We start from the raw sequence: 16,742 nt of genomic DNA, 5'->3' as shown, positions 1-16,742 counted from the left end.
GTTGGGGCGGCGTTCATCCGGAGGCCTCCGGACGGTGATCATCATGACGGACCGGGGTGGGGTTTTCCCTACCCTCCCACCCTGACATCTCCTCCCAGGGGGTAGGGGGAGAGATCCACCCTGAGGGGGAGCTGTCTCCACCCGGAGCACGAGGTCAAGGGGGGTGCGCCCGGGGGAGACTGGGCCGGGGCCGCTTCGGAGCGGCCCTACGGGGGTTGGACCACGGGGGCTCCTTGCCGGGCGGCAAGCAAGTGCTCGTAGGATGACGCCCAGACCCACTTACCTGCCGACCGGCTAGGGAGCGCCGCCGCGCGTCTCCCGCCGGTCCAGCCGTCGCCCGGCGTCCCGTCCCCCAAGGGCTGCGGTGAACCATGCCCAGGAGGCATCGAGCATGTTCCACCGACTAGGACAATTCGTCGTACGCCGCGCGTGGTGGGTGATCATCGCGTGGGTGATCGGAATGATCGCCGTCCTCATGACCGCGCCGAAGGTCAGTTCGCAGACCGACGAAGCCGCGTTCCTCCCCAAGCACTACGAGTCCATCCAGGCCGCACAGGTGCAGGAGCGGGCCTTCCCGGCCGCCTTCACCCCGAGCGCGCTCGCACTCTTCGAGCGCAACGACGGCGCCGCGTTCACCGACGCGGACAAGGCCGCGATGGGCAAGCTCGTCCAGGACCTGACGGCCAAGAAGATCGACGGCGTCGAGAAGATCATCCCGCCGTCCGACCAGCTGGGCATATCCCCGGACCACAAGTACGCGATGGCCATGATCGCCGTCGACAAGTCGAAGCAGCAGGACCAGAACGGCACCGCGGACATCGCCAAGGCCCTCCGCGACGACGGCAAGGCACTGGCCTCCGGCACCGACCTGAAGTTCCAGCTCGGCGGCCCCGCCGCCCAGGCGCTCGACCAGAAGGAAGCCTCCGGCTCGGCCGAGGGCATCATCACCATGGCCACGGTCCTGCTGGTCATCGTGATCGTCGGCATCATCTTCCGCGGCATCCTGGCCGGCCTGCTGCCGGTCCTGGTCTCGCTGATGATCGCGCTGCCCGCCTCCATCGGCCTGATCAACTACGCGACCGACATCTTCGACCTCAAGAGCACACCCATCCTGATGGCGATCCTGATCGTCGTCGTGCTCGGCGTCGGCACCGACTACTTCCTGTTCCTCGCCTTCCGCTACCGCGAGCGGCTGCGCGCCGGCGACGACCGCGACACCGCCGTGGCCAACGCGGTCGGCCGGGTCGGCGAGGCGATCGCCTCCGCCGCCGGCGCCGTCACCATCGCCTTCGCCGCGCTCATCCTCTCCAGCCTCGGCATGTTCCAGGCGCTCGGCCCCGCGCTGGCGATCGCGGTCGTGGTCACCGCCCTGGCCTCGATCACCCTGGCCCCCGCGCTGCTCGCCGTCATCCCCGCCCGCGCCGTCTTCTGGCCCGGCAAGAAGTGGACCGACGAGCCGAGCACCGCACGCTTCACCGCGCTCGGCCGGGTCGTCCAGAAGCGCCCGGCGCTGGCCGCCGTCGCCTCCGGCGGCGTGCTGATCGCCCTGTCCGTGGGCGCGCTCGGCTACAGCGGCGACTTCGACATGGCCGGCAGCTCCATGCCCAAGGACAAGGAGTCGATGGTCGTCCAGGACAAGATGACCAAGGGCTTCTCCGCCGGCGCCGCCGACCCGAGCCAGGTCTACCTGAGCAGCACCGACGGCAAGAAGCTCGACCCGGCCTCCTTCCCGGCCTACGCCGACAAGCTGCAGGGCGTCGGCGGGGTGTCCAAGGTCTACCTGCCGAGCGCCGACGCCAAGAGCATCAGCGCCGACGGCACCACCGCCCAGTTCACCGTCATGCTCAAGGACGCCCCGGCCAGCAACGAGGCGATCGACGCGGTGACCGAACTGCGCACCGTCGCCCACGCGCAGGCCCCGGCCGGCAGCGAGGCCAAGGTCGGCGGCCTCACCTCGGTGTTCAAGGACATCAACCTGGCGATGACCCACGACTACAAGCTGGTCTTCCCGATCGCCGGGCTGCTGATCCTGCTCATCCTGGCCCTCCAGCTGCGCAGCGTCGTCGCCCCCTGGTACCTGATGGCCTCGGTCGGCCTCGGCTTCAGCGCCACGCTGGGCGCCACCACGCTGATCTTCCAGAAGATCGGCAACGAGACCGGCCTGATGTTCATGATGCCGATCCTCATCTACCTCTTCGTGGTGGCGATCGGGACGGACTACAACATCCTGATCATCGCCCGTCTGCGCGAGGAGGCCCGCGCGGGCCGCAGCCCGCGCGAGGCGGCCCGCGAGGCGCTGCGGCACGCCGGCCCGACCGTCGCCGCGGCCGGCTTCATCCTGGCGGCCTCGTTCGGCACGTTCATGCTCGCCGGCAACACCTTCATGATGGAGTTCGGCTTCGCGATGGCCTTCGGCATCGTGCTGGCGGCCTTCGTGATGGCGATGTTCTTCACCCCGGCGCTCACCGCGCTGATCGGCAACCGGGCCTGGTGGCCCGGCCACGGCGCCGACCCTGAGCACGGCCACGGCCACGGCGGCGGCCACGGCGGAAGCCACGGTGCCGGCCCGGCGCCGACGGCGGACGCGTACGGCGTGCCGGAGCCGGCCGGACGGCGCTGATCGCTTCGTTCGCACACGGGCGACGCCCGACCGGCGCGCCGAACAGGCGGCGTCCCGCTTCGGCGGGGCGCCGCTTGCCCCCTTTCCCTGGCCGTCAAACGTGATCTGTTGAGCACAAAAGTCCCCGGTCAATCGGGGTGTCGCCGTGCTACAGTCGACTCAGTTGCAGTTTTGGTTCCCATGAACGTATGTGTGCGCCTGCTGGTCCAACCAACAGGCGCATTTGTTTTGTCCGGTGTTTCAGTCTCCGGATGGGGATCGCGGCTACTCCGGGGTTCACGCGGTGTGAATCCCTGATGCCCCAGTTTTTTGAGGAGACGGTTATGGCTACCGGCACCGTGAAGTGGTTCAACAGCGAAAAGGGCTTCGGCTTCATCGAGCAGGCCGAGGGCGGCCCGGACGTGTTCGCCCACTACTCGAACATCGTGGCGAACGGCTTCCGTGAGCTCGTCGAGGGCCAGCAGGTCGAGTTCGACGTCACCCAGGGCCAGAAGGGCCCGCAGGCCGAGAACATCCGCGTCATCTGACGTCAGCCTCCACGCTGACTCGCGATCTCGCGAAGCGGGGGCCCGTACCACACGGTGCGGGCCCCCGCGCATGCCGCCGTACGGCCGGGGCGGCAAGTTTCCTACCGACGGCCGACCAGCCCCCACCCGGGGCTGCCGACCGACGTACGGAGACTCCGTGACCACCCCTGCCCGCCCGCCGCGTGACCGCGCCGCCCGCACCACCGACCAGGCCCGCCGCGGCGAGAACCCGCGCCGCAGTGCCGGCCGCGGCGAGAGCACCGGCCGCGCCGAGAACGCCGGCCGCACCGGCGCCGGCGACCGCGCCCGCCGCGGCGAGAACCCGCGCGCCACCGGCGACGCCGAGCGCGCCCGCAAGCCGCGCGGCCGCACCGGCGCCCCCAAGAACAGCCGCGCCACCGCCGTGCCCGAGGCCGCCGACTTCACCGTCGTCGAGGGCACCCCGGCCCGGCCCCCGGCGGACACCTTCGCCGAGCTGGACCTGCCCAAGGGCATCCTCAGCACGCTCACCCGCGAAGGCGTCACCGCGCCGTTCCCGATCCAGGGCGCCACGCTGCCCGACTCGATCGCCGGCCGCGACGTGCTCGGCCGCGGCCGCACCGGCTCCGGCAAGACCCTCGCCTTCGGCCTGCCGCTGCTCGCCCGCACCGCCGGGCGCCGCGCCGTCGCCCGCTACCCGCTGGCGCTCGTCCTGGTGCCCACCCGCGAGCTCGCCCAGCAGGTCACCGACGCGCTCACCCCCTACGCGACCGCCGTCAACCTGCGGATCACCACCGTCGTCGGCGGCATGTCGATCAACCGCCAGGCCAACGCCGTCCGCCGCGGCACCGAGGTCCTGGTCGCCACCCCCGGCCGGCTCGACGACCTGATCGGCCGCGGTGACGTCAACCTGTCCGACGTCGCCATCACCGTCCTCGACGAGGCCGACCAGATGGCCGACATGGGCTTCCTCCCGCAGGTCAGCAAGCTGCTGGAGCAGGTCGCCGAGGGCGGGCAGCGGATGCTGTTCTCCGCGACCCTGGACCGCAACGTCGACCGCCTCGTCAAGCGCTTCCTCACCGACCCGGTCACCCACTCGGTCGACCCGTCGGCCGGCGCGGTCACCACCATGGACCACCACGTCCTCCAGCTGGACCAGGCCGACAAGGCGTCCACCACCGCGCACATCGCCTCCCGCGATGGACGCGTGATCATGTTCGTGCACACCAAGCACGGCGCCGACCGCCTCGCCAAGCAGCTGCTCGCCACCGGCGTCCGGGCCGCGGCCCTGCACGGCGGCAAGTCCCAGCCGCAGCGCAACCGGGTCCTCGACCAGTTCCGCGACGGCCACGTCACCGCGCTGATCGCCACCAACGTCGCCGCCCGCGGCATCCACATCGAAGGCCTCGACCTGGTCGTCAACGTCGACCCGCCGGTCGACCACAAGGACTACCTGCACCGCGGCGGCCGCACCGCCCGGGCCGGCGAGTCCGGCACCGTCGTCACCCTCGTCCTGCCCGAGCAGCGCCGCGAGGTCAACCGGCTGATGACGGTCGCGGGCATCCGCCCCACCGTCACCAAGGTCCGCCCCGGCGACGCCGACCTCGCCAAGATCACCGGCGCCCGCACCCCCAGCGGTGTCGCGGTCGCCGTCGCCGTCCCCGCGCCCGCCGAGGCCCCCGCCGCCAAGGCCGACGCCAAGTCCGGCAACCCGCGCCGCCGCCCCGGCAAGCGCTCCGCGCTGCCCGCCGACGTCGACATGAACGGCAACCCGCGCCGCCCCCGCCCCAAGCAGCGCATGGGCGCCGCCGCCGCCCAGGGCGACCGCCCCCAGGCGGCCGGCTTCATCGGCCGCTCCTCCGGCCGCGCCAAGCCCGGCAGCGGTGCCAAGTCCGGCTCCAACTACGGCACCGGCCGCCAGCGCCGCGCCTTCGACTAACCCCCGGCGAACCACCGACGGCCCGGCCCCCTCACCCGAGGGGGCCGGGCCGTTTCGCTTGGGCGCGGTCATCGTGGCGGCTGCGCGGTACCGGCTGCGGGAGCGGGCGGCCCGTCGAGCCCTGCACTTCGAGCGGGCGCGGCACTGGGGGGCGGTCGGACGGGCCGAGCGTCTTCACCGGGCGGAGAAGGCGGCTCGGTGACGGCCGCACCGGGGCCGCTCCCGTTCAGGCGGTGAGGGCCGGGGCGACGGCTGCTGCCAGGCGGGCCTCGTCGTAGCGCTGCAGGAGGAGGGCGGCCAGTTCGGGGGCGGGGCCCAGGACGGCGGCGACGGCGTCCGCTCCGGCGGCGGCCTCGGCGATGCGGTCGGGCAGCAGGCCCGGGGCCAGCAGGTAGGGGGAGACGGCGGTGCGGGCGGCGCCCGCGGCACGCAGGGCGGCCAGGGCGTCGGGCACGCGCGGGCCGGCGGCGGAGGCGTAGGCCACCTCGACGGCGGCCCAGCCGCGGCTGCGGCGCCACCCGGCGGCCACCGCGCGGGTGGCGGCGTCGGCGGCCGGGTCGGAGGAGCCGGCCGCCGCGAGCACCACGCCGGTGCGGGCCCGGACGGCGGCCGAGCGCACGTCCACCCCGGCCTCGGCGAGGCGGCGGTCCAGGGCGGCGAGCAGCAGCGGCGACGGGCCCAGGACGGCGGCGACGGGCAGGGCCGCGCCCGCCGTGCGCAGGGCGGCCGGGACGTCGTGCTTGGCGTGGTAGGCCCGGTTGAGCAGCAGCGGGACGGCCACCGCGTCGTCGAGCCGCCCGACGACCTGCGGGATGCGCGGCGCGCAGTGGTCCAGGTAGGCGGTGGCGACGTCCAGCCCGGGGCGCAGCGCCCGCACCTCCTGGACCAGTGCGGCCACGGTCGCGGCGTGCCGCGGGTCGCGGCTGCCGTGGGCGATCAGCAGGAGGGCGGGCATGGGCGTCGGCCTTACTTGACGGCGGCCAGCAGGCCGCGGTTGCGCAGCACCCGGCGCTCGACCGGGGTGAAGACGAGCAGTTCGATGGCGATGCCGACGAACAGGATCAGGATGATGCCGAGCAGCACCCCGGACATGTCGGAGAACTCGCGCTGGTCCTCCAGGAACCGGCCCAGGCCCCGGCCGAGGTCGGGGGAGGAGGCGACGAGTTCGGCGGCCATCAGGGAGCGCCAGGAGAACGCCCAGCCCTGCTTGAGGCCGGCCAGGTAGCCGGGTAGCGCGGCGGGGATCAGCACGTGCCGGGCGCCGGTGAGGCCGGTGGCGCCGATGGTGCGTCCGGCGCGCAGGAACAGCGGCGGCACCTGGTCGATGCCGGCGACCAGGCCGTTGGCGATGGAGGGGACGGCGCCGAGCAGGATCACCGCGTACATCATCTGGTCGTTGATGCCGAGCCAGATGACCGCGGCCGGCACCCAGGCGACCGAGGGCAGCGACTGCAGGCCCTGGAGGACCGGGCCGATGGCGGTGCGCACCGGCCGGACGCGGGCGACGACCAGCCCGATCGGGGTGCCGATGACGACGGCGAGCAGGAAGCCGGACAGGCCGCGCCAGACGCTGGTCCAGATGATCGAGAACAGCGTGCCCTGGTACCAGAGCTCCTGGGCGGAGTGCCACACGTCGGCCGGGCTGGGCAGTTTGTAGGCGGAGGTGAGGTGCAGGCTGTACGCGCCCTGCCACAGGGCGAGCACCACGAGGACGCCGATCAGCGGGGGCAGGGCCTTGGTCCGCAGGGCCTCGCCGAGCGAGCCGCGCTGGGCGGAGACGGCGTCGAGGGCGTCCAGGCCGGCGCCGACCCCGGCGGTGTCGGTGGCGGCGGCCCCGTCGGTCCGGTCGGCCTTGCCGGCCTTCTCCAGGACCGGGGTGCTGTCAGTGCTGGCCATGGCGACGGATCTCCCCACGCAGTTCTTCGGTGATCTCGATGGACAGGTCGGCGACGCCGGTGGACTCGATGCGGCGCGGCTGCGGCAGGTCGATCCGCCACTCGCGGGCGACCCGGCCGGGGCGGGAGGAGAGCAGGACGACGCGCTGGGCCAGGCGCACGGCCTCGCGCACGTTGTGGGTGACGAACAGGACGGACAGCTGCCGCTCGGCCCAGATCCGGGTGATCTCGTCGTGCAGCACGTCGCGGGTGATGGCGTCGAGCGCGGCGAACGGCTCGTCCATCAGCAGCACCTGGCTGCCCTGGGCGAGCGCGCGGGCCATCGCGACGCGCTGGCGCATGCCGCCGGACAGCTCGTGCACGCGCTTGCCGTACGAGCCCTTGAGGCGGACGAGTTCGAGCAGGCGCTCGGCTTCGGCGCGGCGCTCGGGGCGGGGGACGCCGGCCAGCTTGAGGGCGAGTTCGATGTTGCGGCCGGCGGTGAGCCAGGGGAACAGCGCGTGCTCCTGGAACATCAGCGCGGGGCGGCCGCCCGGCACCTCGATGGCGCCGGCGGTGGGCTGGTCGAGGCCGGCGACCAGGTTGAGCAGGGTGGACTTGCCGCAGCCCGAGGCGCCGAGCAGGGTGACGAACTCGCCGGGCGCGACGTCGAGGGTGATGTCGTCCAGGACGTGGGTCTGCGCGCCCGGGCGGCCGAAGGACTTGTGCACGTGCGAGATCCGGACGGCGGGCGCGGCGCCGCCGGCGTCGGCGCCGGCGGTGTCCGCCGAGGTGGTCAGTGCCGGGGTCATCCGGACACCTCCTGCGTGAGTGGTCTGGCTGAGGGCTGGCGGGGCGGGAGCGGGGCCGGGGCCCGGCCCCGCCCGTCCCGGTGGGCATCGATCGCGGATCGACCGGGCGGGCGGGGGTCCGGACCGCGGAGTCGGGGGCGGACCCGGCGCTGTTCGGCGTTGCTCGGCACCGCTCGGTGCCGCGCGGTGCCGTTCGGTGCCGTTCGGTGCCGTTCTCGGCGCCGGGTGGCGCTACTTGGCGCCGAGTCCGGCGTCCGCCACGGGGCCCTGGCCCTTGGCCGCGAGCACCTTGTTGAGCAGGGTGAGGTCGTAGATGCCGTTCAGGTTGGGCTTCTTGAGCAGCCCGGCGGTGACGGCGTGGTCGGCCTCGGCCTGGAGGGTGTTCGCCAGCGGGTCGTCGAGGAAGTCGATGTCGGCCCAGGCCGGGTCGAGGATGGCCGGCTCCAGCGCGTTGCCGGCCTCCTTCTTGATCGCCTCGTTGGCATCGGCCTTGGCCTTGTCCGGGTTGGCCTTGATGAAGGCGTTGGTGTTCACCGAGCCGCGCAGCACGGCCTCCACCACGTCCGGGTGCTCCTTGAGGAACTTCTGCGAGACGATGATGTTGGTGATCACGAACTTCCTGTCCGGCCAGACGTCCTTCTCGTTGAGCAGGACCTTCGCGCCGAGGGTGACCAGCTTGGAGGCGGTGGGCTCGGGCACCCAGGCGCCGTCGATGGAGCCCTGCCGGTAGGCGTCGGGGGTGACCTTGTTGTCGGTGCGCACCACCGAGACGTCGCCGGCGCCGGACGCCGCGTCGACCTTGAAGCCCTTGCCGGCGAGGTAGTTGAGCAGCGCCACGTCCTGGGTGTTGCCCAGCTGCGGGGTGGCGATCTTCTTGCCCTTGAGGTCGTCCAGCGAGGAGATCTTGTCCGGGTTGACCACCAGCTTGACCCCGCCGGAGGCCGAGCCGCCGATGATCTTCAGGGACTGGCCGTCGGACTTGGTGTAGCCGTTGATCGCGGGGGAGGGGCCGATCCAGCCGATGTCGATGGAGCCGGCGTTGAGCGCCTCGATCTCGGACGGGCCCGCGTTGAAGACCTGGGTCTTGATCTGGGTGGCGCCCAACTCCTTCTGGAACAGCCCCTCCTGGAGGCCGACCAGGGCGGTGCCGTGGGTCAGGTTCGCGAAGTAGCCGATCTTCACGGTGTCCGCGGACAGCTTCGCGCCGGAGGCGCCGGCCGAACTGGCGGCGGAGTCGGCGCCCGGCTTCTTGTCGTCCGCCTTGGAGCCGTAGCTGCACGCCGACAGCAGGGTCACGGCGGTCAGGCCGGCCACCGCGGCCACCGCGGAGCGTCTGATCCGGCCGGCGTTGGGGCGGGCGTGGGTATGCGAGGGGGCCAGGTTCGGTGCCATGGTGAAGTCCTGTTCATCGACGGACCGTCAGGAGGCGGTCTCGGGGACGTGGCGGTCGCCCGTCGGGGCGGCCGGGGGTCGCAACTCAGCGCTGTCGGCCCGCACATCGGGTCAGGCCGCCCTGGCCGCTGCCGAGGACGCCGCTGCCGATGCGGCCGCCTTCCTTGTCCATGTCCGAGAACGCCTCGCTGGGCATCAGACCCAGTCCTCCTCAGCAGGTTCGGTGGCGCGTACGGTCGCGAAGGCCTCGCCCGCCATGCCGGCGGTGAGGGTGGTGCCGTCGGCCGGGTCGATCAGCAGGAACGAGCCGGTGCGGCGGTTGTCGGAGTAGGCGTCGAGCGCCAGCGGCTCGGCGGTGCGCAGCACCACGTGGCCGAGGTCGTTGACGTTCAACCCCTCGGCGCCGGAACGCTGTTCGAGGGTGTCGCCCGCCTTGGTCGGCAGGGCGATGCGGTAGGTGATGTCCTTGACCAGCGCGCGCACGGTGCGGGTGGTGTGCTTGAGCAGGACCTTGTCGCCGACGCGCAGCGGGCGCTCGTTGAGGTGGCTGACGGTGGCCTCGATGTCCCTGGTGGGCACAGGGAGCGCCCCGGCGGCGATCAGGTCGCCGCGGGAGACGTCGAGGTCGTCGGCGAGCCGGACGGTGACCGACTGGGGCGCCCAGGCGAGGTCCGTCTCGCGGCCGAGCGCGTCGATCCCGGCGACGGTGGTGGTGTGGCCCGAGGGCAGGACCGTCACCGGGTCGCCGACCCGCAGCACGCCGGAGGCCAACTGCCCGGCGTAGCCGCGGTAGTCGGGGTGCTCCTCGCTCTGCGGGCGGATCACGTACTGGACCGGGAAGCGGGCCGGCGCGGCGCCGGGGTCGCTGCCGACCGGGACGGTCTCCAGGTGCTCCAGCAGGGTCGGGCCGCCGTACCAGTCCATGTGCGCGGACGGCTCGACGACGTTGTCCCCGGCGAGGGCGGAGATCGGCACGGCCACCACGTCGCCCACGCCGAGCGAGGCGGCGTAGGCGGTGAACTCCTCGGCGATGGCGGCGAAGACGGGCTCGGCGTAGTCGACCAGGTCCATCTTGTTGACGGCCAGCACCACGTGCGGCACCCGCAGCAGCGCGGCGACGGCGGCGTGCCGGCGGGTCTGCTCGACGACGCCGTTGCGGGCGTCGACCAGCACCACGGCCAGTTCGGCGGTGGAGGCGCCGGTCACCATGTTGCGGGTGTACTGCACGTGCCCGGGGGTGTCGGCGAGGATGAACCGCCGCCGGGGGGTGGCGAAGTAGCGGTAGGCCACGTCGATGGTGATGCCCTGCTCGCGTTCGGCGCGCAGGCCGTCGGTGAGCAGCGCGAGGTCGGGCGCTCCCTGGCCGCGCCCCAGCGAGACGCGTTCGACGGCCTCCAACTGGTCGGCGAGCACGGACTTGGAGTCGTGCAGCAGGCGGCCGACCAGGGTGGACTTGCCGTCGTCGACGGATCCGGCGGTGGCGAAGCGCAGCAGCGACGTGGCGGTGCCGGTCTGGGTGGTGCCGGCCTGGGTGGTGCTGGTCATCGTTAGAAGTACCCCTCGCGCTTGCGGTCTTCCATCGCGGCCTCGGACAGCTTGTCGTCGGCCCGCGTCGCGCCGCGCTCGGTGAGGCGGCTGGCGGCGATCTCGGCGATCACGGCCTGGATGTCGGTGGCGTCCGAGTCGACGGCGCCGGTGCAGGACATGTCGCCGACGGTGCGGTAGCGGATCAGCCGCCGCTGGACGGGCTCGTTCTCCTTGGGGCCGCCCCACTCGCCGGCGGTCAGCCACATGCCGCCGCGGGCGAAGACGTCCCGCTCGTGGGCGTAGTAGATCTCCGGGAGGTCGATGCCCTCGCGCTCGATGTACTGCCAGACGTCCAGCTCGGTCCAGTTGGACAGCGGGAAGACGCGCACGTGCTCGCCGACGGCGTGCCGGCCGTTGTACAGCGACCACAGCTCGGGGCGCTGGCGGCGCGGGTCCCAGGCGCCGAACTCGTCGCGCAGGGAGAACACCCGCTCCTTGGCGCGGGCCTTCTCCTCGTCGCGGCGCCCGCCGCCGAACACCGCGTCGAAGCGGTTCGTCTCGATGGCGTCGAGCAGCGGCACGGTCTGCAGCGGGTTGCGGGTGCCGTCCGGGCGCTCGCGCAGCCGGCCGTCGTCGATGAAGTCCTGGACGTGGGCGACGTGCAGGCGCAGGCCGTGCTCGGCCACGACGCGGTCGCGGTAGGCGATCACCTCGGGGAAGTTGTGGCCGGTGTCGACGTGCAGCAGCGAGAACGGCACGGCGGCCGGGTGGAAGGCCTTGAGCGCCAGGTGCAGCATGACGATGGAGTCCTTGCCGCCCGAGAAGAGGATCACCGGGCGCTCGAACTCCCCCGCGACCTCGCGGAAGACGTGCACCGACTCGGCCTCCAGCGCGTCCAGGTGGGACAGCGCGTACGGCGTGTCGTCGGTGCGGACCGGGCTGTCGGTCGCGGTGGTCATGCGAGACCCCTCTCGGTCAGGAAGGCGTGCAGCTCGGCGGCGGACTCGGCGACCGCGCGGCCCTGCGTCTGGATCCGCAGCTCCGGCTTCTCCGGCGCTTCGTACGGGTCGTCCACGCCGGTGAGGCCGGCCAGCTCCCCGGCGGCCTGCTTGGCGTACAGGCCCTTGACGTCGCGTTCGGCGCACAGCTCGACCGGGGTGGCGACGTGGACCTCCAGGAACTCGGTGCCGGCCGCCGCGTGCCGCTCGCGCACCGCGGCGCGCGAGTCGGCGAACGGGGCGATCACCGGGGCGAGCACCTTGACGCCGTGGGCGGCGAGCTTCTCGGCGACGAAGCCGATCCGGGTCACGTTGGTGTGCCGGTCCTCGCGGGTGAAGCCGAGGCCCTTGGAGAGGAACTCGCGGATCTCGTCGCCGTCCAGGACCTCGACCTTGTGGCCCTCGGCGCGCAGCCGTCCGGCCAGCGCGAAGGCGAGCGTGGTCTTGCCCGCGCTCGGCAGCCCGGTCAGCCACACGGTGGCGCCGCGCTCGCAGGGGGCGGCCGCGGGGGCCGCCTCCGCGGCTCCGTCGGCGGCCCGGGTGTGAGCTGTCACAGTCTCAAGTCCTTCGTCGGTAGTGGGGGGGGTGGGTCAGAGGTGGATGCCGCACTCGGTCTTGCCGGAGCCGGACCAGCGCCCGGCCCGGGCGTCCTCGCCCTCGGCGGGCTTGCGGGTGCAGGACAGCGGCGAGCAGCCGATCGAGGTGTAGCCCTCCCACAGCAGCGGGTTGAGCAGCACCCCGTGGGCGGCGACGTAGGCGTCCACGTCCTCCTGCGTCCACCGGGCGATCGGGGCGATCTTGACCTTGCGGCGCCGGGCGTCCCAGGACACCACCGGGGTGTCCGCCCGGCTCGGGGACTCGTCGCGGCGCAGCCCCGTCGCCCAGGCGTCGTAGCCGCCGAGGCCGCGGTTGAGCGGCTCGACCTTGCGCAGCGAGCAGCACAGGTCCGGGTCGCGGTCGTGCAGGTGCGGCCCGTGCTCGGCGTCCTGCTCGGCCACGGTGCGCAGCGGCCTGAGGGTGATGACGTTGACCGGCATGGTCGCGGCCACCGCGTCCCGGGTGCCGATGGTCTCCGGGAAGTGGTAGCCGGTGTCCAGGAACACCACGTCCACGCCGGGGAACACCGAGGAGGCGAGGTGGGCGACGACCGCGTCCTCCATCGAGGAGGTGACGCAGAAGCGGCGGCCGAAGGTGTCGGCGGCCCAGGCCAGGATCTCCTGGGGCGTCGCCTCCTCCAGCTCGCGGCCGGCCCGGACGGCTATCTCCTCGTAGTCAGTCGTCGCGCTGGTCACCGGACGAACCCCCGTCGTTCGCAGTCGAGTTGGCCGAAGCCGCGGCCGCAGGCGCGGCCGGGGCGGTCGGGGACAGCAGGCCGAGGAACTTCAGCTGGAAGGCGCGGCGGCACCCGTGGCACTCCCAGGCACCGTGCCCGACCTCGGAGGGGCGCAGGTCCTCGTCCCCGCAGTAGGGGCAGAAGAACGGCGCGGCGCGCTCACTCACGACAGCTGCTCCTCGCCGGCCCGGGCCGCCCACTGGGCGAAGCGCTCGCCCTCGGTGCGGTCGGCCTGGTAGCGGGTCAGGACGCGCTCGACGTAGTCGGGCAGGTCGTCCTTGGTGACCTTGAGGCCGCGGACCTTGCGGCCGAACCCGGCCTCCAGGCCGAGCGCGCCGCCCAGGTGCACCTGGTAGCCCTCGACCTGCCCGCCGTTGCCGTCCGGGACGAGCTGGCCCTTGAGGCCGATGTCGGCGACCTGGATGCGGGCGCAGGCGTTCGGGCAGCCGTTGATGTTGATGGTCAGCGGTTCGGCGAAGTCCGGCAGGCGCTTCTCCAGCTCGTCGATGAGCGTGCGGCCGCGCTCCTTGGTCTCGACGATGGCGAGCTTGCAGTACTCGATGCCGGTGCACGCCATGGTGCCGCGGCGGAACGGCGACGGGGTGACCCTCAGGTCCAGCGCCTCCAGGCCGGCCACCACCGAGTCGACCTGGTCCTCGGCGATGTCGAGGACCAGCATCTTCTGTTCGGCGGTGGTGCGCAGCCGGTCGCTGCCGTGCGCGGCGGCGAGGTCGGCGATCTGGCCGAGCAGCCGGCCGTCGACCCGGCCGACGCGCGGCGCGAAGCCGACGTAGTACCGGCCGTCCTTCTGCCGGTGGACGCCGACGTGGTCGCGCCAGCGGCCGCTGGGCTCCTGCGGCGCGGGGCCGTCGACCAGCCGGTACCCGAGGTACTCGTCCTCCAGCACCTGGCGGAACTTCTCCACGCCCCAGTCGGCGACCAGGAACTTCAGCCGGGCGCGGTTGCGCAACCGGCGGTAGCCGTAGTCGCGGAAGATGCCGATGACGCCGCCGTAGACGTCGGCGACCTCGTCCAGCGGGACCCAGGCGCCCAGGCGCACGCCCAGCTTGGGGTTGGTGGACAGCCCGCCGCCGACCCACAGGTCGAAGCCGGGGCCGTGCTCGGGGTGGACCACGCCGACGAAGGCGACGTCGTTGATCTCGTGCGCGACGTCCAGCAGCGGGGAGCCGGAGACGGCGGACTTGAACTTGCGCGGCAGGTTGGAGAAGTCCTTGTTGCCGATGAAGCGCCGCTGGATCTCCTCGACGGCGGGGGTGCCGTCGATGATCTCGTCCTCGGCGATGCCGGCCACCGGGGAGCCGAGGATGACGCGCGGGGTGTCGCCGCAGGCCTCGGTGGTGGACAGGCCGACGGCCTCCAGCTTCTGCCAGATCGCCGGGACGTCCTCGATCCGGATCCAGTGGTACTGGACGTTCTGGCGGTCGGTCAGGTCGGCGGTGTTGCGGGCGTACTGCTCGGAGACCTCGGCGATCGCCTTCAGCTGGGCGACGGTCAGCCGGCCGCCGTCGATCCGCACGCGCAGCATGAAGTACTCGGCGTCGAGCTCGTGCGGCTCCAGGATCGCGGTCTTGCCGCCGTCGATGCCCTCCTTGCGCTGGGTGTACAGGCCCCACCAGCGCATCCGGCCGCGCAGGTCGGCGGGGTCGATCGAGTCGAAGCCCCGGTGCGCGTAGATCGTCTCAATACGTGTCCGTACGTTGAGACCGTCGTCGTCCTTCTTGAACTGCTCGTTGGCGTTCAGGGGGGTGAAGTGGCCCATGCCCCACTGGCCCTCGCCGCGGTGACGGGTCACCTTGCGAGGCGCGGCGGGGCGGCGCGCGACGGCGCGGTCGGCCGTGGGCTCGGCGGTCTCGGGGGTGGTGGCCATGGTGAAGTCCTTCGGGGCAGATGGCTCTGACGCCGGGTGGGTCGCTGGGGGTGCGTGGCGGTGCGGTGCTGCTGTGACCTGCGGGTATTCCCAGGTCCGGAGAGAGCAGTGACCGTGGCCGGCCGGGCGCCTGCGCGTCCGCTCCAGCGGGGACGGCGAGGTGGGTGGCGCCGGGTGCGGTGGTGCGGCGGGGTGGGCTCAGATCGCCGGACAGATGGCGCTGGACACGCGAAGGAGATCGACGTGGAGTCGACCAACTAGGGTGGTTCCGGCGCTCGGCATGGCAAGAGATTGGCACGGCGCGGGACTCGCGGTCCACTAACATCCGAATGGCGGACGCTGAGGTTTCGCCATGTGAGACCGTCGGGAATCCCCGCCGCTCCCCGCCCCGACGTCCGTCCACGCGCCCGTACCCCGGGGGAGATCAACCGCGCGGCCCCGGCCCGATACCGTTAGACCCGTGCAAGCAGCAGGCGAGACGAGCAGACCGAACCCCGAACGGCCCTCCCGGCGCCGGGGCAAGGGCTCCCGACGCGCGGCCAAACAGGCCGCCTGGCGCCGCACGGCGTGGGAGCTGGTCAAGGACACCACCAACACCTGCGTCGAGTACCGGGTCACCGGACTCGCCGCGGAGGCGGCCTTCTTCACCCTGCTGTCGATCCCACCGCTGCTCCTCGGCCTGGCCGGCACCCTCGGCTACCTCGACGAGTTCCTCGGCGCCGGCACCATCGACCGGCTCAAGCACGACATCGTCTCGGCCTCCGGGACGGTCCTGTCGGACTCGTCCGTCAAGGAGGTCGTGGTGCCGCTGCTGGACCAGGTCTTCGCCCACTCCCGGCCCGACCTCGTCTCGATCGGCTTCCTGCTGTCGCTGTGGTCCGGCTCCAGAGCGCTCTACATCTTCATCGACACCATCACCGTCATGTACGGGCTCGACGGCAAGCGAGGCATCGTCAAGACCCGGCTGATGTCCCTCGGCCTCTACTTCGGCGCCCTCGTCATCAGCTCCCTGGTGCTGCCCCTGCTGATGGCCGGACCCGGACTCATCGAGAACGCCGTGCCCGGCGTCGCCGGACTGGTCGGCGCCGCCTACTGGCCGGTCGCCATCGTGCTGCTGATCGTCTCCCTCACCACCCTCTACCACCTGGCCGTCCCCGTCTCCACGCCCTGGCGCGAGGACGTCCCCGGCGCGCTGGTCGCCCTGGTGGTGCTGGTCGTCTGCAGCGTCGCCCTGCGGATCTACCTGGTCAGCTCGGTCGAGGTCCCCTCCGTGTACGGCTCGTTGGCCGCGCCGGTGGCCGTACTGCTGTGGATCTTCGTGGTCGCCCTGGCCGTCCTCATCGGCGCCGCCATGAACGCCGCCATAGACCGCCGCTGGCCCACCCTGGAGACCGCCGACGCCCGCGCCGAGAACGAGCGCGCCCAGGAGGAGGCCGCCGCCGCCGTGGTCCGCGAGGTCGCCGCCCGGCGCGCCGCCGAACGGGCCCGGCGCGCCCGCGAACTCGGCCTCGCCGAAGGCGCCGAGGAGGAGTGGGGCGAGGAGGACGGCGACGACGTCGACGTCCCCTCCGAGTACCCGGAGCGCTGGGCCGACGTCCTGGCCGCCGACAACGTCCGCGGCCGGCTCACCGCCCGCGGCGGGCCCCACCACCGGCCCGGGCCGCCCCCGCCGGACAGCGACCGGCCGTCCGGGCCGCCGCCGGAGCGGCGGGCGCCCGACTACCCGCCCCGGCCGCCGTGGGAGCGGCAGTAGCGGGGCGGGACTGCGGCACCACGACGAACGGCACAGGGCCTCCTCCGCGGGATGCGGGGGAGGCCCTGTGCCGTTCGTCGTCTCCTGACGTCAGGTCGTC

General features: G+C 72.8%; 15 protein-coding genes. 4 read left to right on the top strand and 11 right to left on the bottom strand.

Annotated features, from left to right (window positions below; all coding sequences use genetic code 11):
- Positions 1 to 391 precede the first annotated feature (391 nt).
- The 3 genes from ACFVTF_RS09190 (at position 392) to ACFVTF_RS09180 (ending at position 5,065) form a co-directional block, all read left to right on the top strand.
- Entirely contained in the window at positions 392 to 2,620 is a 2,229-nt protein-coding gene (locus ACFVTF_RS09190) for an MMPL family transporter (protein WP_387811190.1), read from the top strand.
- Between the two features lie 323 nt (positions 2,621 to 2,943).
- Positions 2,944 to 3,147: a cold-shock protein gene (locus tag ACFVTF_RS09185; protein ID WP_063347104.1), complete on the top strand. Its 204-nt coding sequence runs from the start codon at positions 2,944 to 2,946 to the stop codon at positions 3,145 to 3,147.
- Between the two features lie 157 nt (positions 3,148 to 3,304).
- The gene (locus ACFVTF_RS09180) at positions 3,305 to 5,065 is read left to right on the top strand and encodes a DEAD/DEAH box helicase (protein WP_387811187.1); all 1,761 of its coding nucleotides are present in this window, start codon (positions 3,305 to 3,307) and stop codon (positions 5,063 to 5,065) included.
- Between the two features lie 226 nt (positions 5,066 to 5,291).
- On the opposite strand, the gene ACFVTF_RS09175 is transcribed toward ACFVTF_RS09180, so the two are convergent.
- The 11 genes from ACFVTF_RS09175 to ACFVTF_RS09125 all read right to left on the bottom strand — a co-directional run bounded on the left by ACFVTF_RS09175 (position 5,292) and on the right by ACFVTF_RS09125 (position 15,171).
- Complete coding sequence (locus ACFVTF_RS09175) at positions 5,292 to 6,020, bottom strand: sirohydrochlorin chelatase (protein WP_387811185.1); 729 nt, start codon at positions 6,018 to 6,020, stop codon at positions 5,292 to 5,294.
- An 11-nt stretch (positions 6,021 to 6,031) separates the two neighbouring features.
- Positions 6,032 to 6,961 (bottom strand): ABC transporter permease, encoded by a 930-nt coding sequence (locus ACFVTF_RS09170; RefSeq protein ID WP_387811182.1) that lies wholly within the window; start codon positions 6,959 to 6,961, stop codon positions 6,032 to 6,034.
- Positions 6,948 to 7,751 (bottom strand): ABC transporter ATP-binding protein, encoded by an 804-nt coding sequence (locus tag ACFVTF_RS09165; protein ID WP_350881622.1) that lies wholly within the window; start codon positions 7,749 to 7,751, stop codon positions 6,948 to 6,950. Before ACFVTF_RS09165 ends, ACFVTF_RS09170 begins: the two co-directional genes overlap by 14 nt.
- A 231-nt stretch (positions 7,752 to 7,982) precedes the next feature.
- Positions 7,983 to 9,143: an aliphatic sulfonate ABC transporter substrate-binding protein gene (locus ACFVTF_RS09160; protein WP_387811178.1), complete on the bottom strand. Its 1,161-nt coding sequence runs from the start codon at positions 9,141 to 9,143 to the stop codon at positions 7,983 to 7,985.
- Positions 9,144 to 9,338: 195 nt separating this feature from the next.
- Positions 9,339 to 10,688 carry a sulfate adenylyltransferase subunit 1 gene (locus tag ACFVTF_RS09155; protein ID WP_387811175.1) on the bottom strand — a complete coding sequence of 450 codons (1,350 nt, stop codon included), beginning with the start codon at positions 10,686 to 10,688 and terminating at the stop codon, positions 9,339 to 9,341.
- 2 nt (positions 10,689 to 10,690) lie between these two features.
- The gene (gene cysD, locus ACFVTF_RS09150) at positions 10,691 to 11,629 is read right to left on the bottom strand and encodes a sulfate adenylyltransferase subunit CysD (RefSeq protein WP_371516502.1); all 939 of its coding nucleotides are present in this window, start codon (positions 11,627 to 11,629) and stop codon (positions 10,691 to 10,693) included.
- The gene (cysC, locus tag ACFVTF_RS09145; RefSeq protein WP_387811172.1) at positions 11,626 to 12,222 is read right to left on the bottom strand and encodes an adenylyl-sulfate kinase; all 597 of its coding nucleotides are present in this window, start codon (positions 12,220 to 12,222) and stop codon (positions 11,626 to 11,628) included. Before cysC ends, cysD begins: the two co-directional genes overlap by 4 nt.
- 36 nt (positions 12,223 to 12,258) lie before the next feature.
- Positions 12,259 to 12,960 carry a phosphoadenylyl-sulfate reductase gene (locus tag ACFVTF_RS09140; protein ID WP_363368686.1) on the bottom strand — a complete coding sequence of 234 codons (702 nt, stop codon included), beginning with the start codon at positions 12,958 to 12,960 and terminating at the stop codon, positions 12,259 to 12,261.
- A complete protein-coding gene (locus ACFVTF_RS09135; protein ID WP_371516500.1) occupies positions 12,941 to 13,168 on the bottom strand; it encodes a hypothetical protein in 228 nt (75 codons plus the stop codon). The genes ACFVTF_RS09140 and ACFVTF_RS09135 overlap by 20 nt, the downstream gene beginning before the upstream one ends.
- Entirely contained in the window at positions 13,165 to 14,889 is a 1,725-nt protein-coding gene (locus ACFVTF_RS09130) for a nitrite/sulfite reductase (protein WP_387811168.1), read from the bottom strand. Before ACFVTF_RS09130 ends, ACFVTF_RS09135 begins: the two co-directional genes overlap by 4 nt.
- Before the next feature lie 198 nt (positions 14,890 to 15,087).
- Positions 15,088 to 15,171, bottom strand: coding sequence for a putative leader peptide (locus ACFVTF_RS09125; protein ID WP_347878562.1), 84 nt, complete (start codon positions 15,169 to 15,171; stop codon positions 15,088 to 15,090).
- 178 nt (positions 15,172 to 15,349) lie between these two features.
- On the opposite strand from ACFVTF_RS09125, the gene ACFVTF_RS09120 reads away from it, so the two are divergent.
- Positions 15,350 to 16,642 carry a YihY/virulence factor BrkB family protein gene (locus ACFVTF_RS09120; RefSeq protein WP_363584111.1) on the top strand — a complete coding sequence of 431 codons (1,293 nt, stop codon included), beginning with the start codon at positions 15,350 to 15,352 and terminating at the stop codon, positions 16,640 to 16,642.
- Positions 16,643 to 16,742 lie beyond the last annotated feature (100 nt).

This window comes from Kitasatospora sp. NPDC057940, from assembly GCF_042887425.1.
Classification (GTDB): Bacteria; Actinomycetota; Actinomycetes; order Streptomycetales; family Streptomycetaceae; genus Kitasatospora.
The sequence above is the reverse complement of the archived record's forward strand: the minus strand, read 5'-3'. Positions and strand labels throughout refer to the sequence as shown.